Origin of the sequence: Lutimaribacter saemankumensis, assembly GCF_900100005.1 — a bacterium.
Lineage (GTDB): Bacteria > Pseudomonadota > Alphaproteobacteria > Rhodobacterales > Rhodobacteraceae > Lutimaribacter > Lutimaribacter saemankumensis.
Window position 1 is genome coordinate 330,087 of sequence record NZ_FNEB01000003.1, and the last position, 25,267, is coordinate 355,353.

The following is a 25,267-nucleotide window of genomic DNA, read 5'->3' on the forward strand; positions in this document are numbered from 1 at the left end:
GACCGGTCCAAAAGGACAAACGGATCAGTTCTTTGCCTTGTCGACCATCTTGCCGGCCGAGATCCAGGGCATCATGGCGCGCAGCTTTTCGCCCACTTCCTCGATCTGGTGGGCGTCGTTCATGCGGCGGGTGCCCTTGAAGAACGGCTGACCGACCGCGTTTTCCTGCATGAAGTCGCGCACGAACTTGCCGGTCTGGATGTCGTGCAGGATGGCCTTCATCTCTTTCTTGGTCCGCTCATAGGGCAGAACCCGCGGGCCGCTGACATACTCGCCATACTCGGCCGTGTTCGAGATCGAGTAGTTCATGTTGGCAATGCCGCCTTCATAGATCAGGTCGACGATCAGCTTCACTTCGTGCAGGCACTCGAAATAGGCCATCTCGGGCGCATAGCCGGCCTCGACCAGCGTTTCAAAGCCCATGCGGATCAGCTCGACCAGGCCGCCGCACAGAACCGCCTGTTCGCCGAAGAGGTCGGTTTCGCACTCTTCCTTGAAGTTGGTTTCGATGATGCCCGAACGCCCGCCGCCGATGGCCGAGCAATAGGACAGGCCGATTTCCAGCGCCTTGCCGGTGGCGTCGTTGTTGACGGCCACAAGGCAGGGCACGCCGCCGCCCTTGGTGTATTCGCCGCGCACGGTGTGGCCGGGGCCCTTGGGCGCCATCATGATCACGTCGACGCCGGGCTTGGGCTCGATCAGGCCGAAATGCACGTTCAGGCCGTGGGCGAACGCGATGGCCGCGCCTTCGCGCAGGTTGTCGTGGACGTATTTCTTGTAGGTTTCGGCCTGCAGTTCATCGGGCATGGTGAACATGATCAGGTCGCACCATGCGGCCGCTTCGGCGATGCCCATCACCTGCAGACCTTCGGCTTCGGCCTTCTTGGCCGATGCGCTGCCTTCGCGCAGAGCGACGACAAGGTTCTTGGCGCCGCTGTCGCGCAGGTTCAGCGCATGGGCGTGGCCCTGGCTGCCATAGCCCAGGATCGCCACTTTCTTGTCCTTGATCAGGTTGATGTCGCAATCGCGGTCGTAATAAACGCGCATGATCTTTCCTCTTTCTTGCGGTTCGTTTGACGGGCACTTTAGGCAAAACCGGGTGATAGTGTTTGCGTTCTTCATGAATTTCTGCAAATCAGCGGTAAGTTAATTCGCGGAAAATGGAAAATGCGGGAAATCCATGCTTGACGATGCCGACCGCCGTATCCTGCGCCAGTTCCAGGCCGCGCCCGACCTGGCCGCGGCCGATCTGGCCGCGCGCGCGGGCGTCACGCCGTCGACGCTGACCCGCCGGCTTGACCGGATGCGCGCGGCCGGCGTGCTGCGCGCGGTGCGGGGGCAGGTCAACTGGGCCGCGTTGGGATATGAGGTCGAGGTCAGCCTGCGTGTCACGCTCGACAAGACCCAGCCGCGCGCCTTCGACGAATTCATGGCCGCCGCCCGCGAGGTGCCCGAGGTGATCGAAATCCAGACATTCCTCGGTGTGGTCGATGCCCGGCTGTCGGTCATCGCGCGCGACCTGGCGCATTACCAGCAGCTTTACCGCGACCGTATCCTGACCCTGCCGCATATCGCCGATATCGAGGCGCTGATGCATGTCGCGCTGTTGAAAAGCGACGAGGCGCTGCCGCTGTGATCGACCTCGACGATACCGACCGCGCGCTGATCCGCGCCCTGCTCGAAGATGCAGGGAAGTCGGCGGGCGCGCTTGGACGCCGCCTCGGCCTGTCGCAACCGGCCACGTGGCGGCGGCTCAAGCGCCTGCGCGAGGCGGGTGTTTTCCGCGCGCCGCGCCTCGATCTCGATCATGCGGCGGTGGGGTTCGGCGTGACGGTGTTCCTCGGGATCAAGCTGGTGACCAAGGGCCGCGTCAGCCTCGAGGATTTCGAACGCGCCGTGACCGCCATCCCCGAGGTGCAGACCGTCGAACATGTGCTGGGGATGTACGACTACCGCCTGCGAGTCGTCGCCCGCGACATCGCCGATTTCGAACGCGTCCTGCGACGCCGCATCATGACCCTGCCGGGCGTCGGCAATGTCGAGGCCAATGTCCTCTTGTCCGAGGAACGCCGCCCCGGCCCGGTATGATCGGTATGCGATGATAGGCTTTGCCATTCGCCATTCCGCGCGATACCAGATGGAAACCGCGCGATCTGACCCGGAGGAGACCCCATGACCGCCTTGCTCGATACCGTTGATCCCGATGGCCTGCTGGAATACTCGGTCGTCTTCACCGACCGGTCGCTGAACCACATGTCCGCCAGCTTTCAGCAGGTGATGCGCGACATCTCGGGTATGCTGAAAGAGGTCTACAACGCCGATGGCGTCGCGCTCGTGCCCGGCGGTGGCACCTTCGCGATGGAGGCCGTGGCCCGCCAGTTCGGCCATGACGCCCACGCCCTGATCGTGCGCAACGGCTGGTTCTCGTTCCGCTGGAGCCAGATTTTCGACGCGGGCCAGTTCACCCGCGAAACCACCGTGTTCAAGGCCCGCCAGACCGGCAACGGCGCGCAGGCGCCCTTTGCACCCGCGCCCATCGACGAGGTGACGGCCGCGATCCGCGAGGCACAGCCCGACGTCGTCTTCGCCCCGCATGTCGAAACCAGCGCGGGCCTGATCCTGCCCGACGACTATATCACCCGGCTTGCGCAGGCCGCGCATGACGTGGGTGCGCTGATGGTCCTGGATTGCATCGCCAGCGGCTGCGCCTGGGTCGACATGAAGGCCACGGGCGTCGACGTGCTGATCTCGGCCCCGCAAAAGGGCTGGTCTGCCTCGCCGTCTGCGGGTCTGGTGATGATGTCCGACCGCGCGCTGGCACGGCTGGCCGAAACCACGTCAGACAGTTTCGCCATCGACCTCAAAAAATGGCGCGCGATCATGGAAGCCTACGAAAACGGCGGCCATGCCTATCACGCGACGATGCCCACCGATGCGCTGCGCGCCTTCCGCGACACGATGCTGGAAACCCGCGACTACGGGTTCGAAAAGCTGCGCCAGGCCCAGTGGGATCTGGGCAACGGCGTGCGCGCGATGCTCAGGGAAAAGGGTGTGCAATCGGTGGCGGCCGACGGTTTCGGTGCGCCGGGCGTGGTCGTCAGCTATACCAGCGACCCCGAAATCCAGAACGGCAAAAAGTTCGCCGCATTGGGCATGCAGATCGCCGCCGGCGTGCCGCTGCAATGCGACGAACCCGAAGGTTTCATGACCTTCCGGCTGGGGCTTTTCGGGCTGGACAAGCTCTATGACGTGCCCGCCGCGCTGGACCGGCTGAAAAAGGTGGTGGATCAGGTTCTCTGATCCCCTTCATCTTGCCGGAAATACTCGGGGGTGAGGCCGCAGGCCGAGGGGGCAACGCCCCCTGCGCGTGTGCGCAGGCGCACGCCCGCGCGGCCGATCAGCCGCGCGCGCCAAGCCCCATCTGCATCATCGTGCGCCGCACCGCGGGCAACGAATAGATCGCGTTCAGCCCCATCATCCGCAGGTCGCGCAGCGGCTGCGCGGATACCATCGAGGCACGGTTCAGAACGTCGATGCCGGTGACCCGTGCCTGCACCTCGAGATGGCGGCGGCGGTGATAGGTCTCGAGCATTGTCCGGTCGCCCAGCCGGTCGGGCGCGGCCTCGGCCAGTTCCAGCAGCACGCGCATGTCCCCCAGGCTCATGTTCAGGCCCTGCGCCCCGATCGGCGGCACCACATGCGCGGCCTCGGCCACCAGCGCCACGCGTTCGGCATACATCCGTTCGGCGATCTGGCTGATGATCGGCCACACCGTGCGCCGTGATGCCAGCGTCAGGGGGCCATAGAGCATGCAGGAGCGTTCGTTCATCGCCGCTTCGAAATCGGGCACATCCAGGCGCGACAGGCGCATCGCCTTGGGGCCTTCCTCCATCCACACGATGGCGGAACTGGGCTTGCCTTCGTAATCGGGCAGGGGCACCAGCGTGAACGGCCCGCCCGAGCGGTGTATCTCGGTCGAGATGTTGTCATGCGGGATCGGATGGGTGACGGCAAAGGCCAGTGCCTTTTGTCCGTAGCGGATGGTTTTCACCGGCACGCCGACCGCCTCGCGCACGGGGCTGTTACGCCCGTCCGCCGCGATCACCAGCTTGCAGCGGACCTGGCTGCCATCGGTCAGGCCCACGCGCGCCTCGGCCTCGCGGGTGAATACTGTCTGGGTGCCAGTTCCGGCACGGAATTCGACATTCGGCAATTCGTGCAGCCGCGCCACCATTTCGCGCCTGAGCAGCCAGTTCGGCAGGTTCCACCCAAAGGGCCGGTCGGAAATGTCCGAGGCGTTGAAATCCTTGGTCAGCCGAGCGGCTGGTTCCGGGCCGCCGGCATCGACGATGCGCATGATCTGCAGGTCGGCGGCATGCGGGGCGAGCCGCTCCCACAGGCCGGCGCGATCCAGCAGCGCCTGCGCGGGCTGCAGAAAGGCCGTCGTGCGCAAATCGCTGCCCTCGGCATCGCGCTCGGTGACGGGCGGTGCGGGATCGACGCAGATCACCGAAAACCCCGCGCTGCCGAACACGGCCGCCGCGGTCAGCCCGGCGACGCCGCCGCCGGATACCAGAATATCGACTGTCTGATGGGTCATGGCCTGATGCCTCCTGTCAGGGGCAATCTAGGCCGGGACGGGACAGGTTTCCAAGCGGCATCCTGTCCCGTCTGCCATGTGGTGCGTCAGCCGCGGCTGATCAGGATCAGGATCACGTACATCACCGGCACCATGGCCAGCGCGGGGATGTAAAGACCGGGCACGCCCCACTTGGCAATCGCAAGGCCCCAGGCGATCACGGCCATGAGCACGGTCAGCAGAATCTTGCGGGCCAGCACGTTTTCATCCGTCGCGGATTTGGCGGCAGGGGCGTGGCTGGTCTGGGTATCTGCGAGGGTCATGGTCGTCCTTTCGAGTTGAAACACGACCGATTAGCTAACATTCACGAATGCGAATGGAAGGCGCGGATTGCCGCAGTGCGACACTGCGCCCCTCTGGATTTCAGACCAGTGCTGACAGGAAAGACGCAAGGTCGTCGGTATGGTGATGAATGTGGTCCGCGGTGTGGCGCTCGGGGGCCACATGCACCGTGCGCATGCCCAGTTCATGAGGCGCGGCCAGGTTTCGGGGATCGTCCTCGAACATCGCGGCGCGCTCCGGGGGCAGCCTGTCCTGGGCGAAAATCGTCTCGAATGCCTGCCGCTCGGGTTTTGGCCGGAACCCGGCATGTTCCACGCCATAGATCGCGTCGAAAAGCCCCGTCAGCCCGCGCGCGGCCAGCACCCGTTCGGCATAGGGCGCGCTGCCGTTGGTATAGACGATCCGCCGCCCCGGCAGGTTCGCGATGGCGGCCGCAAGCTCTGGGTCGGGCACAAGATGATCCATCGAAATGTCATGCACCTCGACAAGGTAGGGGCCCGGATCGATCCCGTGTTCGCGCATCAGCCCGGCCAGCGTTGTGCCGTAGGTGGCCCAGTAGTGCCGGCGCAGGTGATTTGCCTCGGCGTGATCCACCCCCAATTGATCCATCACGAATTGCGTCATGCGCACCTCGATCTGGTCGAACAGGCGCGCCTGGGGCGGATAAAGCGTGTTGTCGAGGTCAAAGACCCAGTGATCGACATGAACGAATTTTTCGCGTGGCATGGGCGCAGGCTACTGCGGCCCTGCGCCGCGCACAAGGCGGGGTGGCTTGATCGTTCGGGCCTGACAAGGCTAGGCTTGCGCGTCCGACAAGGGGAAACGCGAATGACCGATTTGAAATCCGTGCAAAAGGACGCCTACACGCTGATACTCGAGGCGATCGACAGCGGGATATACCGGCCCGGCGACCGGCTGGTGGAAAGCGAACTTGCCGACCGGTTCGGTGTGTCGCGTACACCCATCCGCGAGGCGCTGCAGCGGCTTGAAACCCAGTCGCTGCTGACGCGCGACGGCCGCTCGTTGATCGTGGCGTCGCTGGATCACAACCAACTGAGCGAGCTTTACGTCGTGCGCGCCGAACTCGAAGGGCTGGCCGCACGGTTGGCCGCGCGTCACGCCACCGAGGAAGAAATCCGGGTTCTGCGCGACATGGTCGACGAAGACCGCGCGCTGGTCGACAAGCCCAAGGCGCTCAGCCGCGCGAACCGCCGCTTTCACAAGCAGATCCACCTTGCCAGCCACAACCGCTACCTTGTGCAGCAACTCGATCTCGTGCACCGCTCGATGGCGCTGATGGCGACCACGTCGATCGCGGCCGAAGGGCGCGGGCAGGACACGATTGCCGAACATAACGCCATCGTCGACGCCATCGCCAACCGCGACGAAAAAACCGCCTACCAGACCCTCAAGGACCATATTTCAAAGGCTTTTGTGACCCGGCTCAAGCTCGACTCCGGGGCGATCAAGCGCATCGAGGAGTAGCCCGCGACGCCGCAGCGGCAGCGACACGCCATGGGCGGTCTTGTCCCAGTAGAACGGAGCGGCCACCAACTCCCAAAGCGCCTTGTAGGCGGCGATGCAGCCCAGCGGAAAATAGACATGCATCGCCGGCACCCATGGGATCAGATGCCGGTGGTCGCGTCCCCGCACCGCGATCAGCGCCGCACATAGCGTCAGGCCCTCGACCGCAAGAAACAGCTTGCCCATCGTCCACAGAACCTCGGACGGAAGGAACGCCTGCAAGGGATGCCACAGACCCAGCGGGATCAGCCAGAAAGACCACAACAGCGGCGCCAGCAGGAATTGCGACAGCGCGGTGATGAAATGGGTCTGCATCCCCAGGAATTTCCACGGGCCCATTTGCCGCCACAGCAGGACGGGGCGGCGCATATGCACCATCCAGGTGACCATGTAGCCCTTGAGCCAGCGTGATCTTTGCCGCACCCAGGGCCAGAGGCGGCAATTCGCCTCTTCGCCGGTGGTGGTGTCGATCATCTCGGTGCGATAGCCGTGCCGCGCAAGGCGGAACCCCAGATCGGCATCCTCGGTCACGTTATGAGCGTCCCAGCCGCCCAACCGTTCCAGCGCATCGCGCCGAAAGAATAGCGTGGTCCCGCCCAGGGGGATGGCAAAGCCCAGCCGCGCCATGCCGGGCATCATCACGCGGAACCACGTCGCGTATTCGATGGTGAAACAGCGCGCCAGCCAGGTCTGGCGCGGGTTGTAGTAATCCAGCACACCTTGCAGGCACACGACGTCGTCGGGCGCGGTCATGAAGCGCGCCGCGATGCGGTCGACCTGATCGGGGGCAGGGGCATCCTCGGCGTCCCAGATCCCGATGATATCGCCACGGCAGAAATCCAGCGCATGATTCATGGCCCGCGGTTTCGTGCGGGGGTGGCCGTCCGGCACCACGACGACCCGCATCCAGACAGGCAGGGTCGCATTCTCCAACGCCTCTTTTGTCAGGTCATCGGTTTCTTCCAGCACCAGAACAACATCCAGCAACGCCTTGGGATAGGTCAGCCGTGCCAGACGTTCGACCAGAACGGTCGCGACATCGCGTTCGCGGAAAAGCGGCACCAGCACCGAAACGCGCGGCAACTTTCCCTGCGGTTCGGCAGGCGGTTCCATGGTGCTGCGCGATGCGCGCAGAAATGCCAGCACCGCTGCCGTCTTGTGCAGCGCCGCCACGACAAGGGTAAAGCTGGCCCACAAGACGAGCGCCGCAAACACCTGCACGGGAAAGACCGCGGAAACCGCCACCAGGAAGGCGAGAGCCACCAGGGTCAGCCCGATCCGCCGCGCAGGCGCCTTGCCCCAGCTTCGGCAACTTTCGCTTTCCGGCACGCGGGCGGCTGCCAAATCCGTCAGCGCGCGCCGTGACGTTTCCGCGATCAGCGTTTGAACCTCGGCCTCGGTCCCGATGCAGATCGGCGCCCCATCCCAGGGGGCGGGCAAACGCGCCCTTGCGGCATCCAGACGCTCGGGCCGGGCGACGACAAGGCAGGGTCGGCCATTCGCCATATGCGCCGGCAGCAGCGCGTCGCGCAGGCATGTGGCCGGACCAAGCGCCGCCAGGGCCTCGGCGTCGGGGCGGTGGTTTTCGCGATCGAACAGCGGCACACCCAGGAAATCGGCCTGCGCGGCGGCCATCGTTCGTGCGGGAACCGCGCCGCTGCCTGTCAGCCACTCCGACAAGGTGGCATCCTGCCTGCGCAGCGCGCTTTGGGCGCGCAGCAGCACGGTTGACGGAACAATGCCGGCCCCGCGCAAGTGATCGGCCAGGCTGCGGGCGCGCAGGCGCCGGGGAGCGGGGCATTGCCCCGGATCTGAAAGAGGATTTGCCATCGCCACTCCTTCCCTTGCGGTCAGGGTGTGGCAAACCCGGTTAATGGCGGGTTAAGGCGCGCGGTTTCCAACCGAAACCGCGCGGGTGGTCAGCCCGCCTTGCGGGCGGCCATGGAGTCGGCAAAGCGCTCGAACAGGTAGAAGCTGTCCTGCGGGCCGGGGCTGGCCTCGGGGTGGTATTGCACCGAAAAGACCGGGCGGTCGGCCATGCGCAAGCCGCAGTTCGACCCGTCGAACAGCGACACATGGGTTTCCTTGACGCCCTCGGGCAGGGTCTGGCTGTCGACGGCAAACCCGTGGTTCATCGAGGTGATTTCCACCTTGCCGGTTTCCAGATCCTTCACCGGGTGGTTCGCCCCATGGTGCCCGTGGTTCATCTTGATCGTGCGCGCGCCCAATGCCAGGGCCAGCATCTGGTGGCCAAGGCAGATGCCGAAAACCGGCAGATCGGTCTTGTCCAGCACGTGGCGGATCATCGGCACGGCGTATTCGCCGGTCGCGGCGGGATCGCCCGGGCCGTTCGACAGGAACACCCCGTCCGGTTCATGGGCCAGCACATCGTCGGCCGTTGCGGTCGCGGGCAGCACGGTCACGTCGCATCCGGCGGAGGCCAGGCAGCGCAGGATATTGCGCTTGGCGCCGTAGTCGACGGCGACAACCTTGAATTTCGGCTCGGTCTGCGGGGCATAGCCTTCTGGCCAGGCCCAACGCATTTCGTTCCAGCGGTAGGATTGGGCGCAGGTCACGTCCTTGGCCAGATCCAGACCTTCGAGGCCGGAAAACGCGCGGGCACGCGCCACCAGCGCCTCGACATCGAACTTGCCGTCGGGATTGTGTTCCAGCGCCACATGCGGCGCACCCTGCTGGCGGATCGCTCGGGTCAGGCGGCGTGTGTCGACACCGCCGATGGCGATGCGCCCGCGCCGTGCCAGCCAGTCCGACAGCGGTTCTGCCGCGCGCCAGTTGCTGGGTTCGGTCGGATCCCACTTGACCACCATGCCGGCGGCGACCGGATCGGCGGTTTCGTCATCGTCGGGGTTCACGCCGACATTGCCGACATGCGGGAAGGTGAAGGTCACGATCTGCCCGGCATAGGACGGGTCGGTCATGATCTCCTGGTAGCCTGTCATCGCGGTGTTGAAGCACAACTCGGCCTGGGCCTGTCCGGTGGCCCCGAAACCGCGCCCGTAAAACAGCGTGCCATCTGCAAGCGCAAGGCAGGCGGTGGGTCGGGATGTCTGCGACATGGGGAATCCTCCGGGCGGCCAAATTGGCGGATACCTATGCCCGTGACCTGCGGGGGTCAAGGCCCAAGCGTGGTTGTCAGCGCGGTGATTTGCCCCTATCTAACATCGCTCAGGAGAACCCGAGGGGATGGGATCCGATATGGATATGCGAGACAGGATTGCCGCAGCGCTCAAGCAGGCAATGAAAGACAAGCAAGCTGAACGGCTGTCGACCTTGCGGCTGATCAACGCCGCGATCAAGGATCGTGACATTGCATCGCGCGGCACCGGCGAAGAAGGCGGTGTGGGCGACGCCGAGGTTCTGGCGATCCTTGGCAAGATGGCCAAGCAGCGCCAGGAAAGCGCGCGCGCCTATGAAGAGGGCGGGCGGCTTGACCTGGCCGAGCGTGAGCGCGCCGAGATCGGGGTGATCGAGGAATTCCTGCCCCGGCAGTTGAGCGACAAGGAGGTGGCCAAGGCCATCGACGGCGCCATCGCCGAAATCGGCGCGGATTCGATCCGCGACATGGGCAAGGTGATGGGCGTTCTCAAGTCGAAATATACCGGCCAGATGGATTTTGGATCCGTTGGCCCGATGGTCAAGGACCGGCTGAGCGCCTGATCCGCAGTAATTGAGTGAGACAGGCCCCGCCCGGCAGCGCCGCGGCGGGGTTTTTCGTTGCGGGCGGTGATCTGGATGTGCGCCTGCGGCGCGCGGGCCTGTCTCGGCGCCGGCCTGCGGCCTCTGCCTCGGGCTGGGCCCCGTGCTGCGGGTCGGGGTCCATGTCGGATGTGGCGCCGGTGGCGGGGGTGGGATGCCTTCGGCGAGAGTATTTTTGGCAAGATGAAGGGGAGGCGCGCGCCCGTCCGAGCTGGGTCAGCCCTGGGGATGGGTGTGGGCGCGCACCTCGGTCAGTGCGTTGGCAAGTTCGCCGTAAAGCGCGCGGCGTTCGTCCTCGGACAGGAAGGCGCCGATTTCGACGGTCCGGCCGTTGCCCTTGAGCGTGACGTAATACGGCACGGGCCCGCCTGTCTGGTGCATCTCGGCGCGCGCCCAATAGCTGTTGGCCTCCCATTCAAGCGGCTTTGCGCGCCTGGCCGTGCGGCTGAGATGGATGTGCCCCGGATCGAGTGTCAGAACTTCGAGTATCTCGCCGTCGCGATAGCTGCGTTCCAACGCCCACCAAAGGCCCGCCACCGCGATCAGAAGGAAAGGCAGCAAACCCCACAGCACGAACGTCCCCAGCAGAGGGTAGAGCGGGATCGTGATCAGGGTGAAGGTCGCCAGGATGAACGCGGCAAAACCGCGGCGCGGCAGCGACCGGTGCGGCCAGAGTTCCAGCCGTCTTTCGGTTTGGGATGTCTCTGTCCAGCGGTAAGGCATGGTGATCCGAAAAGAGCTGTCCGTTGAATGGAAAGGGCCCGGACACACAGTCCGGGCCCCGATCCGTTCGGTTCAGAGCGTGGCCCTCAGTGGGCGTGGCTCTTGTCCCAGTCTTCCTGCTTGGGCAGTTGCTCGAACGTGTGTTCGGGCGGCGGGCTGGGCAGGGTCCATTCCAGCGTGTCCGCGTATTCGTTCCACGGGTTCGCCTCGGTCACGCGGGCACCGCGATAGAGCGAGTAGAAGATCACGCCGAAGAAGAACACGAAGGACGCGAAGGAGATGAACGCACCGATCGACGACCAGTAGTTCCAGACCGCGAAGGCCTCGGGGTAGTCGATGTAGCGGCGCGGCATGCCCTGGCGGCCCAGGAAGTGCTGCGGGAAGAAGGTCAGGTTCGCACCGATGAACATCGCCCAGAAGTGCAGCTTGCCTGCCCATTCCGGGTACATGCGGCCGGTCATCTTGGGGAAGTAGAAATAGATCCCCGCGAAGATCGCGAACACGGCACCCAGGCTCATCACGTAGTGGAAGTGTGCCACCACGTAGTAGGTGTCGTGATAGGCGCGGTCGACGCCTGCCTGGCTGAGCACCACGCCGGTCACACCGCCGACGGTGAACAGGAACAGGAAGCCGAACGCCCAGAGCATCGGCGTCTTGAACTCGATCGAGCCGCCCCACATCGTTGCGATCCAGCTGAACACCTTCACGCCCGTGGGAACCGCGATCACCATCGTGGCCAGCATGAAATAGCTCTGCTGGGTCAGCGACATGCCCACGGTGTACATGTGGTGCGCCCACACGACGAAGCCGAGGAAACCGATCGCGATGATCGCCCAGACCATCGGCAGGTAGCCGAAGATCGGCTTGCGCGAGAAGGTCGAGATCACGTGGCTGATGATGCCGAAGCCCGGAAGGATGATGATGTACACCTCGGGGTGGCCAAAGAACCACAGGATGTGCTGGTACAGGATCGGGTCCCCGCCACCGGCCGGGTCGAAGAAGGTCGTCCCGAAGTTGCGGTCGGTCAGCAGCATGGTGATCGCGCCCGCCAGAACCGGCAGCGACAGCAGGATCAGCCACGATGTGACGAAGATCGACCACGAGAACAGCGGCACCTTGAACAGCGTCATGCCGGGGGCGCGCATATTCAGGAAGGTGGTGATCATGTTGATCGCACCCAGGATCGACGACGCGCCCGAAACGTGCACCGCGAAGATCGCGAGGTCCATCGACATCCCGCCTTCGTTGACGGAAAGCGGCGGATACAGCACCCAGCCCACGCCGGACCCGAGCTGGTCATTGCCGCCCGGCGCCAGCAGCGACGCCACGCCCAGCGACGTGCCAGCCACATAGAGCCAGAACGACAGGTTGTTCATCCGCGGGAACGCCATGTCCGGCGCGCCGATCTGCAGCGGCATGAAGTAGTTGCCGAAGCCGCCGAACAGCGCGGGAATGACCACGAAGAACATCATCAGGACGCCGTGATAGGTGATCATCACGTTCCAGAGATGGCCGTTGGGGGTACATTCGCCCGCGGCGGCCGCGGTGAAACGTGCGCCTTCGAGGCACATATACTGCACGCCGGGCTCCATGAGCTCCAGTCGCATGTAAACGGTGAAAAGCACCGAGATCAGGCCGACGACTGCCGACGTGATCAGGTACAGGATCCCGATATCCTTGTGGTTGGTCGACATGAACCAGCGGGTGAAGAAACCGCGCTGATCTTCATGGTCGTGGCCGTGAATGGCTGCGTCTGCCATTGGCTGCCTCCTGTTGTGTCCCTTGAAGGCGCAGGAATCCCCGCGCCTGGCTATCCATTCGCTTTTTAGAATGGCGTGGCGTGGGCGGCAATGGCGTAGTTTGATCTGGATCAATAAATATTGTCGCACCCCATACAACGGCATACGACTGAAAAATTCGGTTTAATACATTGATTGGAAAAGAAAAAAGCCGCACAGGCAGCCCTGCGCGGCTTTCCGAAAAAGATGTGGCGGCGGATCAGCTTTCGCCGGTCAGCGATGCCAGGTAGGCAGCGACGTCCTCGCCACCCTTGCGCAATTTGAAGGTCATCTTGGACTGCGCCTCGAAGCCCTGACCGCCAAGCCATGCCTTGGGATCGACGACGTATTCGGCGATCGCCTCGGGCGTCCAGACAAAACCGGCAGCCGCCGCATCTTCGAGACCCTTGCCATAGCGGAAGTCCTCGACCGAACCGGCGACGCGGCCCACGACGCCGTACAGGTTCGGGCCGGTGCGGCCGCCCTTGACGATTTCGGTGCCGTCATCCGCCACGATCATGTGGCAGGCCTTGCATTTCTTGAATTCGTTTTCGCCCTTGGCGGCATCGCCGTCGGCAAAGGCAGGTGCGGCAATCGCCACGAGGGCTGCGGCTGTCAGAAACTTGTTCATCTGGTCTTGTCTCCAGTGGTTGGTGCGCGCGTCTGGCACGCAGGGATACGCAGGCATTCCCGCGCTGCAATGTGATTTTTCCGCGCACCTTTTGTTGCGCCGCAGGGCAGGGAGCGTCAAGCCCCGTTCTGGAACACTTGCGTGAACGCGCGGCGCAGCGCCACGTCGAGATCGGCCATCGTCACCGGCAGGCCCAGATCGACAAGGCTGGTCACACCGTGTTCGGTGATGCCGCAGGGCACAATCCCGCCGAAGTGCCCGAGGTCGGGATCGACGTTGATCGAAATGCCGTGAAAGCTGACCCATTTGCGCAGGCGGATGCCGATTGCGGCGATCTTGTCCTCGGCCACGGCGCCGCTGGCGGTCAGGGGCTTGTCCGGCCGCGCGACCCAGACGCCGACACGGCCTTCGCGGATCTCGCCCGTCACGTTGAATTCGGCCAGGGTGGCGATGACCCATTCTTCGAGCTGCTGAACGAAGCGGCGGACGTCATGGCCACGCTGGCCGACATTCAGCATCACGTAGACCACGCGCTGTCCGGGGCCGTGATACGTATATTGCCCGCCGCGTTTCGTGGGATAGACGGGAAACCGGTCGGGATCGACAAGATCCTGCGGCTTGGCGCTGGTGCCGGCGGTGTAAAGCGGGGGATGTTCGAGCAGCCAGATCGCTTCGTCCGCGCGGCCCTCGGCGATCGCGGCGGCGCGCTCTTCCATTGCGCGGCAGGCCGTGTCGTAATCGGTCAGCCCGTCAGAGATGATCCATTCCACCATGGTCTGCGCTTTAGCCCGTTGCGTGCGGGTTGTGAAGGCGGCTCAGGCGGTCGGCTCGGACAACTGCGACAGGATTTGGGCATAGCCTTCGACGCCCTGCGCCCCGGTGTAGAGATAGCGCTGCCCGAACACCATGGCCGGCACCCCCGTCACGCCCTGCTGCTGCCAGAACGCCTGCTTGCGGCGCACGGGTTCGGCATGGGCGCCGGTTTCCAGCGCCGTTTGCGCCGCCGCGCGGTCCAGCCCGATGGTTTCGGCCAGTTCCGCCAGGACACCGATATCGTTCACATCGAGCCCGGCACTGAAATGCGCCGCGAAGAGCGCCAGTTTCATGCGGTGCTGCGCGCCCTGGGTTTCGGCCCAATCCACCAGTTGGTGCGCTCGAAACGAATTGCGCATGCGGGCATCCGGCCCGAATGCGAAGTCGATCCCGAGCGCGCGCCCGCGCTCCTGCAGGACCGCGCGGTTTTGCGCACTTTGCGCGCGGGTGATGCCATATTTTCCGGTGATGTGCTCGGTCAGATCCTGACCCTCGACCGGCATGTCCGGGTTCAGTTCGAACGGATGCCAGCGCAATCCAAGCGCCACACCGGTTTTCTGGGCCGCGGCCTCGAGCTCTTTGAAACCGATGATGCACCAGGGGCACATCACGTCCGACACGATATCGACACGGATCTGATTGGCCGTCATTTTCTGTCCTTCCCTCTGGGCAACAGACCCGCTTCGCGGATCGCGGGGACGTAGGTGCGGCTGACCGGGATGTCATCCCCTGATTTCATCCGCAAGACGGCCCGTTCGCCTTCGCGGCGCGCGCTTTCCACCTGGTCCAGGGCCACCCAGTGCGAGCGGTGCACCTGAAGCCCGGCAATGCCGGTCGTTTCGCGGATCGCATCGCCCAGCCGCATCAGAACAAGCTCGCGGCCACGCGCCGTCACCACTTCGACGTAGTGATCCTGCACCGAAAGTGAAACCAGCGGGCCGCGTTTTTCCAGGGGCAGACGATCCAGCAGCACCGGCGGCGCCGGTCGCTCGGGCTCTGGTTGCCGATGGGCCGTCCAGTAGTGCAAAGCAGCGGCGACCAGAACGGCGACCATCATGATGCGGGCAATGACCGTCCAGCCGACGGTCTGATCCGCGATTTCGTCGGAAAACGTCACAGCATTCAGCGCAACGACGATTGCGGTGGCAACAAGCCCTGCTGCGATCGTCGCCAGCAGCGCCGAGGCCACGCCGGGCAATGCCAGGGCCACGACCAACCTGTTGACCAGCACACCGGCTGAAAACGTCAGCACCGCCACGGAAGCCCAGTACACCAGCCGGGCCGGGGCGGGCAGCGCCTCGCCCGTTCCAAATGGTCCCGAGATTGCCAGAATCGCGATAACGGCAACGATGCCGGCCAGAACCTGCCAGCGGCTCAGGAACTCTCGTGTTTCACGAAGCGCGAGTTGCAGTTTGCCGTATTTCACGCAGCGCCTCCGTTTTCCGGCCCAGAGGGTTTTGCAACATTCCCGGGCATTTGAGAAGCCGAAGCAGTTGCTTTCGACCTATTCAAATTAAGGGAAACCGATATGACACTGGCACCGTTCCTGAACGCCCCTTTCGCAATCCAACTGCACATCATCGCCGCCCTCTTGGCGCTGACTCTCGGGCCGGTCGCCTTGCTGCGGCGCAGCCGGGATCGGGTGCACCGGCTTGCCGGTCGGGCATGGATCGTCGCCATGGCCGTCACGGCGCTGAGTTCGTTTTTCATCTACACGATCCGCTTGGTCGGCCCGTTCAGCCCCATCCACATTCTTTCGATCATCACGCTAGTCGCGCTTTGGGAGGGTCTGCGCCAGGTGCGTGCCGGCAGGATTGCGGATCACAAGCGCACGATGATGTCGCTCTACGTATTAGGCATGGGAATCCCGGGGCTTTTCACCTTGCTGCCGGGCCGTATCATGAATGCGATAGTGTTTCCCCAGGCGCCCTGGGTGGGATTTTGGACGGCGTTCGCGACGATGCTGATCGGCGGCCTGGCCTGGGCCTGGTCGCGCCCCGGCGACCTGCGGCAGTTGTTGCGGCGGGCGTGATGGCGGGGCAGGGTGGAAAATCGCGCCTCGCGCGGTTTTTTGCCCCTTCACATCGTCGGATGGCTGGTCTATACGCCCCGTCACCAAGCCAATGGCAGTGCGGTCGTGGCGGAATTGGTAGACGCGCAGCGTTGAGGTCGCTGTTCCTTAACCGGAGTGGAAGTTCGAGTCTTCTCGACCGCACCATTTACCCGATTTTCCCGTGAAAAGCCGTGTGACGCCCCGTCGCGCGGCTTGGTTCTTTTCATCCCCGCGCTGACGTGCTGATATGACTGCGAAATGATATTTCGCAGATTGGAACGGGTCTGAGGAGGAGCGGATCGATGGACATGAATTTCGGCATGCGCGAAGAGAATCGCAAGCTGCTGGCGCGGGTGGCGGAGATGATCCGCAACGAGGTCGCGCCGCTGGCCGAGGAATACGAGGAAGAGGTCGCCAAGGGCGATCGCTGGCAGTTCACCGAGCGCCAGACCGAGATACTGGAAAGCCTGAAAGCCAAGGCGAAGTCGCAGGGGCTGTGGAATTTCTGGCTGACCGACAGCGAACGCGGCTTTGGGCTGAGCACGGTCGAATACGCCTATTTCGCCGAAGAAATGGGGCGCACGCCGCTGGGGGCCGAAGTGTTCAACTGCTCGGCGCCGGACACCGGCAACATGGAAGTGTTCGAACGCTACGGCACCGACAAGATGAAGAAGCAATGGCTGGAGCCGCTTCTCGAAGGCAAGATCCGCTCGGCCTACCTGATGACCGAGCCGAATGTCGCCAGCTCGGACGCGACCAACATTTCCATGTCCTGCGTGCGTGACGGCGACGACTATGTCCTGAACGGCGAAAAATGGTGGGCTTCGGGGGCGGGCGACCCGCGCTGCAAGGTCTATATCGTGATGGTCAAGACCGGCGACGACGACGCGCCCAAGCATCAGCGTCATTCGATGATCGTGGTGCCTGCCGATACGCCCGGTATCGAAAAGCTGCGCGCGATGGAGGTCTACGGCCATGACGACGCGCCGCACGGCCACATGCACATGCGGTTCACCGACGTGCGCGTGCCGGCGGAAAACCTGCTGCTGGGCGAGGGGCGCGGGTTCGAGATCAGCCAGGGCCGGCTTGGGCCGGGCCGCATCCATCACTGCATGCGCGCCATCGGGCAGGCGGAATCGGCGCTTGAGCTGATGTGCAAACGCTCGCTCGAGCGCGAGGCCTTCGGCAAACCGCTGGCGCAGCTGGGTGCGAATTTCGACATCATCGCGGAATGCCGGATGGAGATCGAACAGGCGCGTCTGCTGTGTCTGAAAGCGGCCTGGTACATGGACCAGGGCGATGCGCGCGCGGCCGCGCCCTGGATTTCGATGATCAAGACCGTGGCGCCCCGCATGGCCCTGAAGGTGATCGACGAGGCGGTGCAGTTGCATGGCGGCCAGGGCATCAGCCAGGATACGCCGCTGGCCCACAAGTGGACGCAGGTGCGCACGCTGCGCCTGGCCGATGGGCCGGACGCCGTGCATCGCCGCCAGATCGCGCGGGCCGAGTTGAAGAAATACACCCAGATGAAGGTCTGAGCCGCACGGCAGCGACAAAACAAAAAGGGGCCTGCGCGGCCCCTTTTTTCGTGCCCGCCCATTCGGGGCGGGGCAGACCGGTATGCCTTATTCTGCCGGCTGGAACCCTTCGATCAGTTGCCGCAGGCCAAGCGCGGCCCCGGCGATGATCGAAAGGAAAACGACAGGCGCCGAAAAGGCCAGCATCGAAAACGCCGATATGCCCTGGCCGATGGTGCAGCCAAGTGCGATCACCGCGCCGGTACCCATCAGCGCCGCGCCAGCCAGTTGCCGGCGCAGTTCGCGCGGGTCTTCGCAGGCTTCCCAGCGAAAATGTCCCTTGATCAGAGAACCGATGAACGCGCCAATGGCCACACCGGCCACCGAGCCGACGGCGAAGGACGGCGCGCGTGCCGACCCCGTCATCGCATAAAGAAGCGTTTCGCCGACAGGGGCGGAAAAGCTGTGCGAGACAACCGGCATCGGGGTAAAGCTGCTGGCCGCGACCCAGTAACTGCCGGCCCAGCCGGTGACCACGGCGACGCCCACGACAACCGACCAGAAAACCGATTGCGGGCTGTCCAGCATGCTGCGCGAGGCCAGCGCGCCCACGGTAATCGCCGCGCCGATCGCCAGGCCGATCATTGGAACCGACAGGCCGGTCCAGTCATGCAGCAGATGCGCAAGGCCTGGCGGCATGTCGTTGACCACCGCCTCTTGCGGAAACACCCAGTCGCGCAAGATGGCAAGCGGCCCCGACAGCACCAGGTAGGCGGATACACCCATGATCACGACGATCACGAAGGCGCGGAAATCGCCGCCCCCGGCGCGGGCGATGGAGCCGAAGCCGCAATTGCCTGCAAGCGCCATGCCATAACCGAACATCAACCCGCCCAGGATTGCCGCGACGGGCATCCAGCGGATCGACAGATAATAGGAGGTTTCCAGTTCCAAAAGCCCCGCGGCGGCCAATCCGAACGTGCCCAGAACCGATACGCCGATCGCCAGTATCCACATGCGCATCCGCAGGTCGGAGCCGCCGTAAAGCATGTCTTCGATGGCACCCATGGTGCAGAAGCGGCCCAGCCGCGCAGCCAGCCCAAGCAGGATGCCGCCGCCCATGCCGATCAGGGCGACAAGCGCCTCGTCCGTGATCCAGTCAAACATTTGCGTCCTCCCGGCCCGTTCCTTGCGAATGATGGTCCCGCATCATTCGCAGAAGAGATCGTAGACCATCTCAAGTATACGTTTCGGCCGATCATCTGCCAATCGGTAATAGATCGCCTTGCCTTCGCGCCGTGGGATGACCAGCCCTTCGAGGCGCAGCCGCGACAATTGCTGGCTGACCGCGGCTTGCCGGGCGGAGAGGAGTTCTTCGAGTTCGGTGACTGATTTTTCGCCCGAGACGAGGTGGCACAGGATCATCAACCTGCCTTCGTGACTGACCGCCTTGAGGAAGTTCGACGCCGTGGTGGCGTTCTCGACCATGCGTTCCATCTCGTCCTCCGAGATGCCCTTGTCGAATACCGGCAACGTCACGTCACTATCCCTCCGATGGCCGCTCTGCTCGTATTTCCGGCGGCTTACGTTCTTTGGCGGCGGTTCCGGCCACGCAAGCGGCGGCCGCGGGCAATCAGCCGGGCCCGTCGTATTCTGTCTTGTCCTTCAGCAGCCTGTGGAGCAACCCCCAAAAGAAGTCTTCGCCCGGATGACCTTCGATGCGGCCAAGCTCCTGGCCGTCTTCAACCAGGACGAATGTCGGCGTAAAGAGGACGCGCGACGCGAATTCGATCCCCTCGGGCGGGGCGTCGGAAATGTCGATCATGCGCAGCGGGGCGAACTGCCCCATCGCTGTGTTCGGATAGGCGGGGCCGACCTGTTCCTTCCATGCGATGCAGTAACTGCAGCCGTCGCGTTCGACCATGATCAGTTCGACCGCAAGGGCAGGGGCCGCGGCCAGACCGAAGGCCAGGTACAAAATGAAGGATTTGATCGCGCCCATGAAACATCCGATTGACTACGATTGTATACACAACTTAATCTGAATATGTGAATTTCACAAGGGACCGTATCCCACATGGACGTTACATTCGCGGGCGCGGCACTGGCTGGCCTTATCGCATTCTTCACTCCCTGCATACTGCCCATGGTCCCCTTCTACCTGAGCTACATGGCGGGTCTTTCGATGTCGGAACTGCGCGGCGAGGGTGAAATCGCGCCTGGAGCGCAGCGCCGGCTATTCGTGTCTGCGGTGTTCTTTGCCCTCGGCGTGACAAGCATCTTCATGCTGATGGGGATGGGCGCGACCGCGCTGGGGCAGGTGTTCCGCGACTGGTTCGACGTTCTCCGATATGCGGCTGCGGCGCTGATCTTCGTGTTCGGGTTGCATTTCCTGGGGGTGATCAGGATCGGCATCCTCTATCGCGAGGCGCGCATGGAGTCCGAGATGGACCCAAGCTCGGTCGTTGGCGCCTACGTCATGGGGCTTGCCTTCGGGTTCGGTTGGAGCGCCTGCGTCGGCCCGGTTCTCGCGACCATCCTGATGATCGCGAGCGGCATGGGCGAGATCTGGCGCGGGGGGCTGCTGCTGGCGCTGTTCGGTATCGGTATGACCGCGCCTTTCGTTGTCGCAGCCCTGTTCGCGCGGCCTTTCCTGGGCTGGATTCAGCGCAATCGGAAATACCAGCCCTACGTCGAAAAGGTGCTGGGCGTTATGATGATCGCATTCGCGATTCTGATCGCGACGGGCACGATCAACGAAATCGCAAACTGGATGATCGAAACATTCCCCGTGTTCTCGCGAATCGGGTGATGGCATCATTGGGAGGATGGCATGAAGAAACTGATTCTGGGTCTTTGGGCCCTGCTGTTCGCGCTGCCGGTCATGGCCGCGCCGATCGGAGATGACGGGCTCCACAAGGAGCCGTGGATGCGCGATACGTTCAAGGACTTGCAGGAAGATCTGGCCGAGGCGAATGCCGAAGGCAAACGCCTTGTTCTCATGGTCGAGCAGCGCGGCTGCATCTACTGCAAGAAGATGCACGAAGAGATTTATCCGCGTGAAGAAATCTCGTCCTACATCAGCGAGAATTTCTTTGTCGTGCAGATCAACCTGCATGGCGACACCGAGATGGTCGACACCGATGGTGAGGCGATGAGCGAAAAGGACGCTGCCCGCAAATGGGGGATTCTTTTCACGCCCACGGTGATTTTCCTGCCCGAAGAGGTGGACGAGGATGCGTCGGTCAAGGATTCGGCTGTTGCGATCATGCCCGGAGCTTTCGGAGCCCAGACCACCTATGACATGTTCGTCTGGGTGAACGAGAAGCGGTACGAGCTTGATAACGGGGAAGATTTCCAGCGGTATCACGCAAGAAAAATTCAAGAACGCCAAGAGAAGGGCAACGATTGATCGCGATTGTTGAAAATCAATAATTCATAATCGTGAATTTGATGTTGCAAAGAGGTGGCTCGGTAAACTACGGTATACCGAGCCAACTCGGTCACAAGAGCTGAAGCCATGGGAGGAATCATGAAGTTTGCAACACTGACACTGGCGGCATCGCTAATCGCAGGCGCCGCAGCCGCCGATGTCGTCGCACCCGGCGATGTCAAAATGGACGAATACGGAGCCGTCGCGGAATCGCTGACGGGTCAGCCGGGCAATGCTGCCGAAGGTGAAAAGGTCATGACGACCCGCAGCCTTGGCAACTGCGTTGCGTGCCACCAGGTCACAGCGCTGGAATATGCGCCGTTCCATGGCAATGTCGGTCCGAGCCTGGATGGCGTGGGCGATCGCTGGAACGAGGCCGAACTGCGCGGCATCGTCGTGAACGCCAAGAAAACATACGACGGCACGGTCATGCCGTCCTATTACAGGGCGAATGTCGATGGTTACATCCGTCCGGGCAATGCCTACACCGGCAAGGCCGCAGACGATTCATTTGGTCCGCTGCTGACCGCGCAGCAGATCGAGGACGTTGTCGCGTTCCTGAGCACTCTGAAAGAGTGACGGGACGCAACAGATCTAACTGAGGAGTAGAGAAATGGACTTTACACGTCGCGATACGCTGGCCCTGGGTGCCGGTGCTGTTGCTCTGACCGTCCTGCCGTTCCGCGTGAACGCAGCCGGTGAGGACGCCATCGCCGCCTTTACCGGTGGCGCGGAAGTCGCCGAAGGTGGCGTGAACCTGGACGCACCCGAAATCGCCGAAAACGGTAACACCGTTCCGATCGGCGTTTCCGCAGAAGGGGCAACCGCTATCATGCTGCTGGCGATGGGCAACCCGACCCCCGGCGTCGCAACCTTCAACTATGGTGAACTGGCAGGCAGCACGATGGCCTCGACCCGTATTCGCCTGGCCGGCACGCAGGACGTCGTCGCAATCGCCAAGATGGCAGACGGTTCGTTCGCGAAAGCCACCAAGAACGTCAAAGTGACCATCGGCGGCTGCGGCGGCTGATCGGGATATCCAAGGAGACAAGACAATGGCAGACGGTGCAAAGCCCCGCGTGAAGGCCCCGAAAAGTGCTTCGGCCGGTGAGGTCGTCACGATCAAGACCCTGATCAGCCACAAGATGGAATCGGGTCAGCGCAAGAACAAGGATGGCTCGGTCATCCCGCGTTCGATCATCAACCGCTTCACCTGCGAGTTCAACGGCACGTCCGTGATCGACGTGAAGATGGAGCCGGCAATCTCGACCAACCCGTATTTCGAGTTCGAAGCCAAGATTCCCGAATCCGGTGACCTCAAGTTCACCTGGTACGACGATGACGGCTCGGTCTACGAAGACGTGAAAACGGTCCAGGTCGGCTAATAACAATAACAGGTGACCTGTCCCTGCGCGATGCAGGGGCAGGTTTCGCCAAAGGGAGGACGCTTTATGAATTTCAAGGCACTGACGGCCATCGCGGCCCTGATGGTAGCGGCACCGGCGCTGACGTTCGCGGATCCGGATAACGACACGCTGACCATCAATGGCGAAGAGATGGTGACCAAGGCGCCGCTGCCCGCGCATCTCGAAGACAGCATGCTGACCGAGATCATGTCGGGCTGGCATTTCCGCAACGACGATACCCAGGCCATGCAGATGGACGACTTTGACAACCCCGGCATGCTGGCGGTCGAAGATGCCGCAGCGGCGTGGGATACCGTCGAAGGCACTGCTGGCAAGTCCTGCGCTTCGTGCCACGAAAACGTCGAAGACAGCATGAAGGGCGTGCGCGCGGTTTATCCCAAGTGGAACGAGAAGGCTGGCGAAGTCCGTACTCTCGCCATGCAGATCAACAACTGCCGCACCGAGAACATGGGCGCCGAGCCGTACAAGTACGACAGCGGCCCGATGGCTGCGATGGAGGCCCTGATCACCGTGCAATCGCGCGGCATGCCTGTCGATGTGGCGATCGACGGCCCGGTGGCAGACACCTGGGAAAAGGGTAAGGAAATCTACTATACCCGTTTTGGCCAGCTCGAACTGTCCTGCGCATCCTGCCACGAGCAGAATTATGGCAACATGATCCGCGCAGACCACCTGAGCCAGGGTCAGATCAACGGTTTCCCGACCTACCGCCTGAAGAACGCCAAGCTGAACACCGTGCATGGCCGGTTCAAGGGTTGCGTGCGCGACACCCGCGCCGAAACCTTCAGCCCGGGCAGCCCGGAATTCGTGGCGCTGGAACTGTATGTCGCCTCGCGCGGCAACGGTCTGTCGGTCGAAGGACCGTCGGTTCGTAACTAAACCCTCGAACCCCGCGTCAGGCTGACAAGCTTGGCGCGGGGTTTGTCATTAACAACCCATTCACATATGCGCATGTGTCGAGTGTGCGCCCCGTGATAAAGAAAAGTGAGACACCACCATGATCTCCCGCCGCGATTTCCTCCAGGTTTCGATGGCCGCTTCGGCGCTCGTTGGCGCCTCGGGCTTTGGCAATTGGGCCCGATTGGCCGCACAGCAAAGCCTGACCCAGGACCAGCTGCTGCAGTTCGATACATTCGGCAATGTCTCGCTTATTCATGTCACCGACATTCACGCGCAGCTCAAGCCGATCTATTTCCGCGAGCCCGAAGTGAATATCGGTGTGGGTGAAAACAAGGGCGCCGTGCCGCATGTGACGGGCGCCGACTTCCGCAAGCTTTACGGCATCGACGATGGCAGCCCCAGCCACTACGCGTTGACATACAACGATTTTTCGTCGCTGGCACAGGCCTATGGCAAGGTTGGCGGGCTTGACCGCGTGGCCACTGTCGTGAACGCGATCCGCGCCGATCGCCCCGACGCGATCCTGCTGGATGGCGGCGACACATGGCATGGGTCCTACACCTGCTACCAGACCGCCGGGCAGGACATGGTCAACGTGATGAACGCGCTCAAACCCGATGCGATGACTTTCCACTGGGAATTCACGCTGGGATCGGATCGTGTGCGCGAAATCGTAGGCGACCTTCCCTTTGCCGCGCTTGGCCAGAACATCTTTGATGCCGAGTGGGACGAACCCGCCGAGGATTTCGCCCCCTACAAGTTCTTCGAGCGTGGCGGTGCAAAGATCGCCGTGATCGGTCAGGCCTTCCCCTATATGCCGATCGCGAACCCGCGCTGGATGTTCCCCGAATACAGCTTCGGTATCCGCGACGAACACATGCAGGAAGTGGTCGACCAGGTACGGTCCGAAGGGGCCGACCTCGTTGTCGTGCTCAGCCATAACGGCTTTGACGTGGACAAGAAGATGGCCGGCGTCGTGACCGGGATCGACGTGATCCTGTCGGGCCACACCCATGATGCACTGCCCGAACCCGTTCTGGTGGGCGAAACGATCATCGTCGCCTCGGGGTCGAACGGCAAGTTCGTCAGCCGCGTCGACCTGGACGTTCGCGACGGCCGCATGATGGGCTTCCGCCACAAGCTGATCCCCATCTTCTCGGACGTGATCGAACCCGACGCCGAGGTCGCGGCGCTGATCGACGAGCAGCGTGCGCCCTTCAAGGACCAGCTCGAAGAGGTGATCGGCCAGACCGACTCGCTGCTGTATCGCCGTGGCAACTTTAACGGCTCTTGGGACGACCTGATTTGCGACGCGCTGCTGAGCGAACGCGAGGCCGATATCGCGATGTCGCCCGGCGTCCGTTGGGGCCCGTCGCTGATCCCGGGCGACAATATCACCCGCGAAGACATCTGGAACGTCACCTCGATGACCTACGGCAAGGCGTATCGTTCGGAAATGACCGGCGAGTTCATCAAGGTGATCCTCGAAGATGTCGCCGACAACATCTTCAACCCTGATCCCTATTACCAGCAGGGTGGGGACATGGTCCGCATCGGCGGCATGGGGTATCGCATCGATATCTCGAAGCCGCAGGGCGAGCGCATCAGCGACATGACCCTTCTTAAGACCGGCGAGGCGATCGACCCGGCCAAGAACTATGTCGTCGCCGGCTGGGCCAGCGTCAACGAAGGCACCGAAGGCCCGCAGATCTGGGACGTGGTCGAAAGCCACATCCGCAAGATGGGCACCGTGACCGTTTCGGAAAACAACAGTGTCAAGGTCGAGGGGCTCTGAGCTCCCGCCAAACCCAACCCTTTGCCCGGCCGGTT

The 25,267-nt window shown here is 63.1% G+C and carries 28 protein-coding genes, 1 tRNA gene and 1 pseudogene; 15 read left to right on the top strand and 15 right to left on the bottom strand.

Translation table 11 applies throughout. The annotated features are described in order from the left end of the window. Positions 1-24: 24 nt before the first annotated feature. The gene (gene ilvC / locus BLT50_RS08845; RefSeq protein WP_090028288.1) at positions 25-1,047 is read right to left on the bottom strand and encodes a ketol-acid reductoisomerase; all 1,023 of its coding nucleotides are present in this window, start codon (positions 1,045-1,047) and stop codon (positions 25-27) included. Between the two features lie 133 nt (positions 1,048-1,180). Between ilvC and BLT50_RS08850 the strand changes: the two genes are divergently transcribed. From BLT50_RS08850 to BLT50_RS08860, 3 genes are all read left to right on the top strand, one after another. After that, entirely contained in the window at positions 1,181-1,636 is a 456-nt protein-coding gene (locus tag BLT50_RS08850; protein WP_090028289.1) for an Lrp/AsnC family transcriptional regulator, read from the top strand. Further along, complete coding sequence (locus BLT50_RS08855; RefSeq protein ID WP_090028290.1) at positions 1,633-2,088, top strand: Lrp/AsnC family transcriptional regulator; 456 nt, start codon at positions 1,633-1,635, stop codon at positions 2,086-2,088. The genes BLT50_RS08850 and BLT50_RS08855 overlap by 4 nt, the downstream gene beginning before the upstream one ends. An 84-nt stretch (positions 2,089-2,172) precedes the next feature. Beyond that, positions 2,173-3,300 carry an aminotransferase class V-fold PLP-dependent enzyme gene (locus tag BLT50_RS08860; RefSeq protein ID WP_090028291.1) on the top strand — a complete coding sequence of 376 codons (1,128 nt, stop codon included), beginning with the start codon at positions 2,173-2,175 and terminating at the stop codon, positions 3,298-3,300. 97 nt (positions 3,301-3,397) lie between these two features. On the opposite strand, the gene BLT50_RS08865 is transcribed toward BLT50_RS08860, so the two are convergent. From BLT50_RS08865 to BLT50_RS08875, 3 genes are all read right to left on the bottom strand, one after another. Beyond that, positions 3,398-4,600, bottom strand: coding sequence for a UbiH/UbiF family hydroxylase (locus BLT50_RS08865; protein WP_090028292.1), 1,203 nt, complete (start codon positions 4,598-4,600; stop codon positions 3,398-3,400). An 86-nt stretch (positions 4,601-4,686) separates the two neighbouring features. After that, the gene (locus BLT50_RS08870; protein WP_090028293.1) at positions 4,687-4,902 is read right to left on the bottom strand and encodes a hypothetical protein; all 216 of its coding nucleotides are present in this window, start codon (positions 4,900-4,902) and stop codon (positions 4,687-4,689) included. 100 nt (positions 4,903-5,002) lie between these two features. Further along, the gene (locus BLT50_RS08875; RefSeq protein WP_090028294.1) at positions 5,003-5,647 is read right to left on the bottom strand and encodes a pyrimidine 5'-nucleotidase; all 645 of its coding nucleotides are present in this window, start codon (positions 5,645-5,647) and stop codon (positions 5,003-5,005) included. A gap of 102 nt (positions 5,648-5,749) precedes the next feature. Between BLT50_RS08875 and BLT50_RS08880 the strand changes: the two genes are divergently transcribed. Further along, the gene (locus BLT50_RS08880; protein WP_090028295.1) at positions 5,750-6,406 is read left to right on the top strand and encodes a GntR family transcriptional regulator; all 657 of its coding nucleotides are present in this window, start codon (positions 5,750-5,752) and stop codon (positions 6,404-6,406) included. On the opposite strand, the gene BLT50_RS08885 is transcribed toward BLT50_RS08880, so the two are convergent. Continuing rightward, positions 6,344-8,275: a glycosyltransferase gene (locus tag BLT50_RS08885; protein WP_245723337.1), complete on the bottom strand. Its 1,932-nt coding sequence runs from the start codon at positions 8,273-8,275 to the stop codon at positions 6,344-6,346. The genes BLT50_RS08880 and BLT50_RS08885 overlap by 63 nt on opposite strands. An 89-nt stretch (positions 8,276-8,364) precedes the next feature. Continuing rightward, positions 8,365-9,522, bottom strand: coding sequence for a glutamine-hydrolyzing carbamoyl-phosphate synthase small subunit (carA, locus tag BLT50_RS08890; RefSeq protein WP_090028296.1), 1,158 nt, complete (start codon positions 9,520-9,522; stop codon positions 8,365-8,367). A 139-nt stretch (positions 9,523-9,661) separates the two neighbouring features. On the opposite strand from carA, the gene BLT50_RS08895 reads away from it, so the two are divergent. Continuing rightward, complete coding sequence (locus BLT50_RS08895; protein WP_090028356.1) at positions 9,662-10,123, top strand: GatB/YqeY domain-containing protein; 462 nt, start codon at positions 9,662-9,664, stop codon at positions 10,121-10,123. A 255-nt stretch (positions 10,124-10,378) separates the two neighbouring features. On the opposite strand, the gene BLT50_RS08900 is transcribed toward BLT50_RS08895, so the two are convergent. The 6 genes and pseudogenes from BLT50_RS08900 to BLT50_RS08925 form a co-directional block, all read right to left on the bottom strand. Beyond that, positions 10,379-10,885, bottom strand: coding sequence for a DUF2244 domain-containing protein (locus BLT50_RS08900; RefSeq protein WP_090028297.1), 507 nt, complete (start codon positions 10,883-10,885; stop codon positions 10,379-10,381). 86 nt (positions 10,886-10,971) lie between these two features. After that, the gene (ctaD, locus tag BLT50_RS08905) at positions 10,972-12,645 is read right to left on the bottom strand and encodes a cytochrome c oxidase subunit I (protein ID WP_090028298.1); all 1,674 of its coding nucleotides are present in this window, start codon (positions 12,643-12,645) and stop codon (positions 10,972-10,974) included. Positions 12,646-12,883: 238 nt separating this feature from the next. Next, the gene (locus BLT50_RS08910; protein ID WP_090028299.1) at positions 12,884-13,294 is read right to left on the bottom strand and encodes a c-type cytochrome; all 411 of its coding nucleotides are present in this window, start codon (positions 13,292-13,294) and stop codon (positions 12,884-12,886) included. Positions 13,295-13,410: 116 nt separating this feature from the next. Beyond that, positions 13,411-14,082: pseudogene (gene lipB / locus BLT50_RS08915) on the bottom strand (lipoyl(octanoyl) transferase LipB); the annotation flags it as partial. Between the two features lie 27 nt (positions 14,083-14,109). After that, positions 14,110-14,757, bottom strand: a complete 648-nt coding sequence (locus BLT50_RS08920) for a DsbA family oxidoreductase (protein ID WP_090028301.1) — start codon at positions 14,755-14,757, stop codon at positions 14,110-14,112. Continuing rightward, on the bottom strand, positions 14,754-15,533 hold the full coding sequence (locus tag BLT50_RS08925; protein WP_090028302.1) for a LytTR family DNA-binding domain-containing protein: 780 nt from the start codon (positions 15,531-15,533) through the stop codon (positions 14,754-14,756). Before BLT50_RS08925 ends, BLT50_RS08920 begins: the two co-directional genes overlap by 4 nt. Positions 15,534-15,635: 102 nt before the next feature. Between BLT50_RS08925 and BLT50_RS08930 the strand changes: the two genes are divergently transcribed. The 3 genes from BLT50_RS08930 (at position 15,636) to BLT50_RS08940 (ending at position 17,698) form a co-directional block, all read left to right on the top strand. Further along, positions 15,636-16,139 (top strand): DUF2306 domain-containing protein, encoded by a 504-nt coding sequence (locus tag BLT50_RS08930; protein WP_090028303.1) that lies wholly within the window; start codon positions 15,636-15,638, stop codon positions 16,137-16,139. Positions 16,140-16,238: 99 nt separating this feature from the next. After that, positions 16,239-16,325: transfer RNA gene (locus BLT50_RS08935), tRNA-Leu, on the top strand. A 137-nt stretch (positions 16,326-16,462) separates the two neighbouring features. Next, positions 16,463-17,698, top strand: coding sequence for an acyl-CoA dehydrogenase family protein (locus tag BLT50_RS08940; RefSeq protein WP_090028304.1), 1,236 nt, complete (start codon positions 16,463-16,465; stop codon positions 17,696-17,698). 87 nt (positions 17,699-17,785) lie between these two features. On the opposite strand, the gene BLT50_RS08945 is transcribed toward BLT50_RS08940, so the two are convergent. The 3 genes from BLT50_RS08945 to BLT50_RS08955 form a co-directional block, all read right to left on the bottom strand. Further along, complete coding sequence (locus tag BLT50_RS08945) at positions 17,786-18,844, bottom strand: YeeE/YedE family protein (RefSeq protein WP_090028305.1); 1,059 nt, start codon at positions 18,842-18,844, stop codon at positions 17,786-17,788. 42 nt (positions 18,845-18,886) lie between these two features. After that, positions 18,887-19,174, bottom strand: coding sequence for an ArsR/SmtB family transcription factor (locus tag BLT50_RS08950; protein WP_090028357.1), 288 nt, complete (start codon positions 19,172-19,174; stop codon positions 18,887-18,889). Positions 19,175-19,310: 136 nt separating this feature from the next. Next, positions 19,311-19,679 carry a thioredoxin domain-containing protein gene (locus tag BLT50_RS08955; RefSeq protein WP_090028306.1) on the bottom strand — a complete coding sequence of 123 codons (369 nt, stop codon included), beginning with the start codon at positions 19,677-19,679 and terminating at the stop codon, positions 19,311-19,313. A gap of 75 nt (positions 19,680-19,754) precedes the next feature. On the opposite strand from BLT50_RS08955, the gene BLT50_RS08960 reads away from it, so the two are divergent. The 7 genes from BLT50_RS08960 to soxB all read left to right on the top strand — a co-directional run bounded on the left by BLT50_RS08960 (position 19,755) and on the right by soxB (position 25,232). Continuing rightward, positions 19,755-20,489, top strand: coding sequence for a cytochrome c biogenesis CcdA family protein (locus BLT50_RS08960; RefSeq protein ID WP_090028307.1), 735 nt, complete (start codon positions 19,755-19,757; stop codon positions 20,487-20,489). A 21-nt stretch (positions 20,490-20,510) separates the two neighbouring features. Further along, entirely contained in the window at positions 20,511-21,089 is a 579-nt protein-coding gene (locus BLT50_RS08965; RefSeq protein WP_090028308.1) for a thioredoxin family protein, read from the top strand. A 120-nt stretch (positions 21,090-21,209) separates the two neighbouring features. Continuing rightward, entirely contained in the window at positions 21,210-21,689 is a 480-nt protein-coding gene (gene soxX / locus BLT50_RS08970; RefSeq protein ID WP_090028309.1) for a sulfur oxidation c-type cytochrome SoxX, read from the top strand. A gap of 34 nt (positions 21,690-21,723) precedes the next feature. Next, the gene (gene soxY, locus BLT50_RS08975) at positions 21,724-22,140 is read left to right on the top strand and encodes a thiosulfate oxidation carrier protein SoxY (RefSeq protein WP_090028310.1); all 417 of its coding nucleotides are present in this window, start codon (positions 21,724-21,726) and stop codon (positions 22,138-22,140) included. A 25-nt stretch (positions 22,141-22,165) separates the two neighbouring features. Beyond that, the gene (gene soxZ, locus BLT50_RS08980) at positions 22,166-22,495 is read left to right on the top strand and encodes a thiosulfate oxidation carrier complex protein SoxZ (protein WP_090028311.1); all 330 of its coding nucleotides are present in this window, start codon (positions 22,166-22,168) and stop codon (positions 22,493-22,495) included. Between the two features lie 66 nt (positions 22,496-22,561). After that, positions 22,562-23,416, top strand: coding sequence for a sulfur oxidation c-type cytochrome SoxA (gene soxA / locus BLT50_RS08985; RefSeq protein ID WP_090028312.1), 855 nt, complete (start codon positions 22,562-22,564; stop codon positions 23,414-23,416). Positions 23,417-23,534: 118 nt separating this feature from the next. Next, on the top strand, positions 23,535-25,232 hold the full coding sequence (gene soxB / locus BLT50_RS08990; protein WP_090028313.1) for a thiosulfohydrolase SoxB: 1,698 nt from the start codon (positions 23,535-23,537) through the stop codon (positions 25,230-25,232). Positions 25,233-25,267 lie beyond the last annotated feature (35 nt).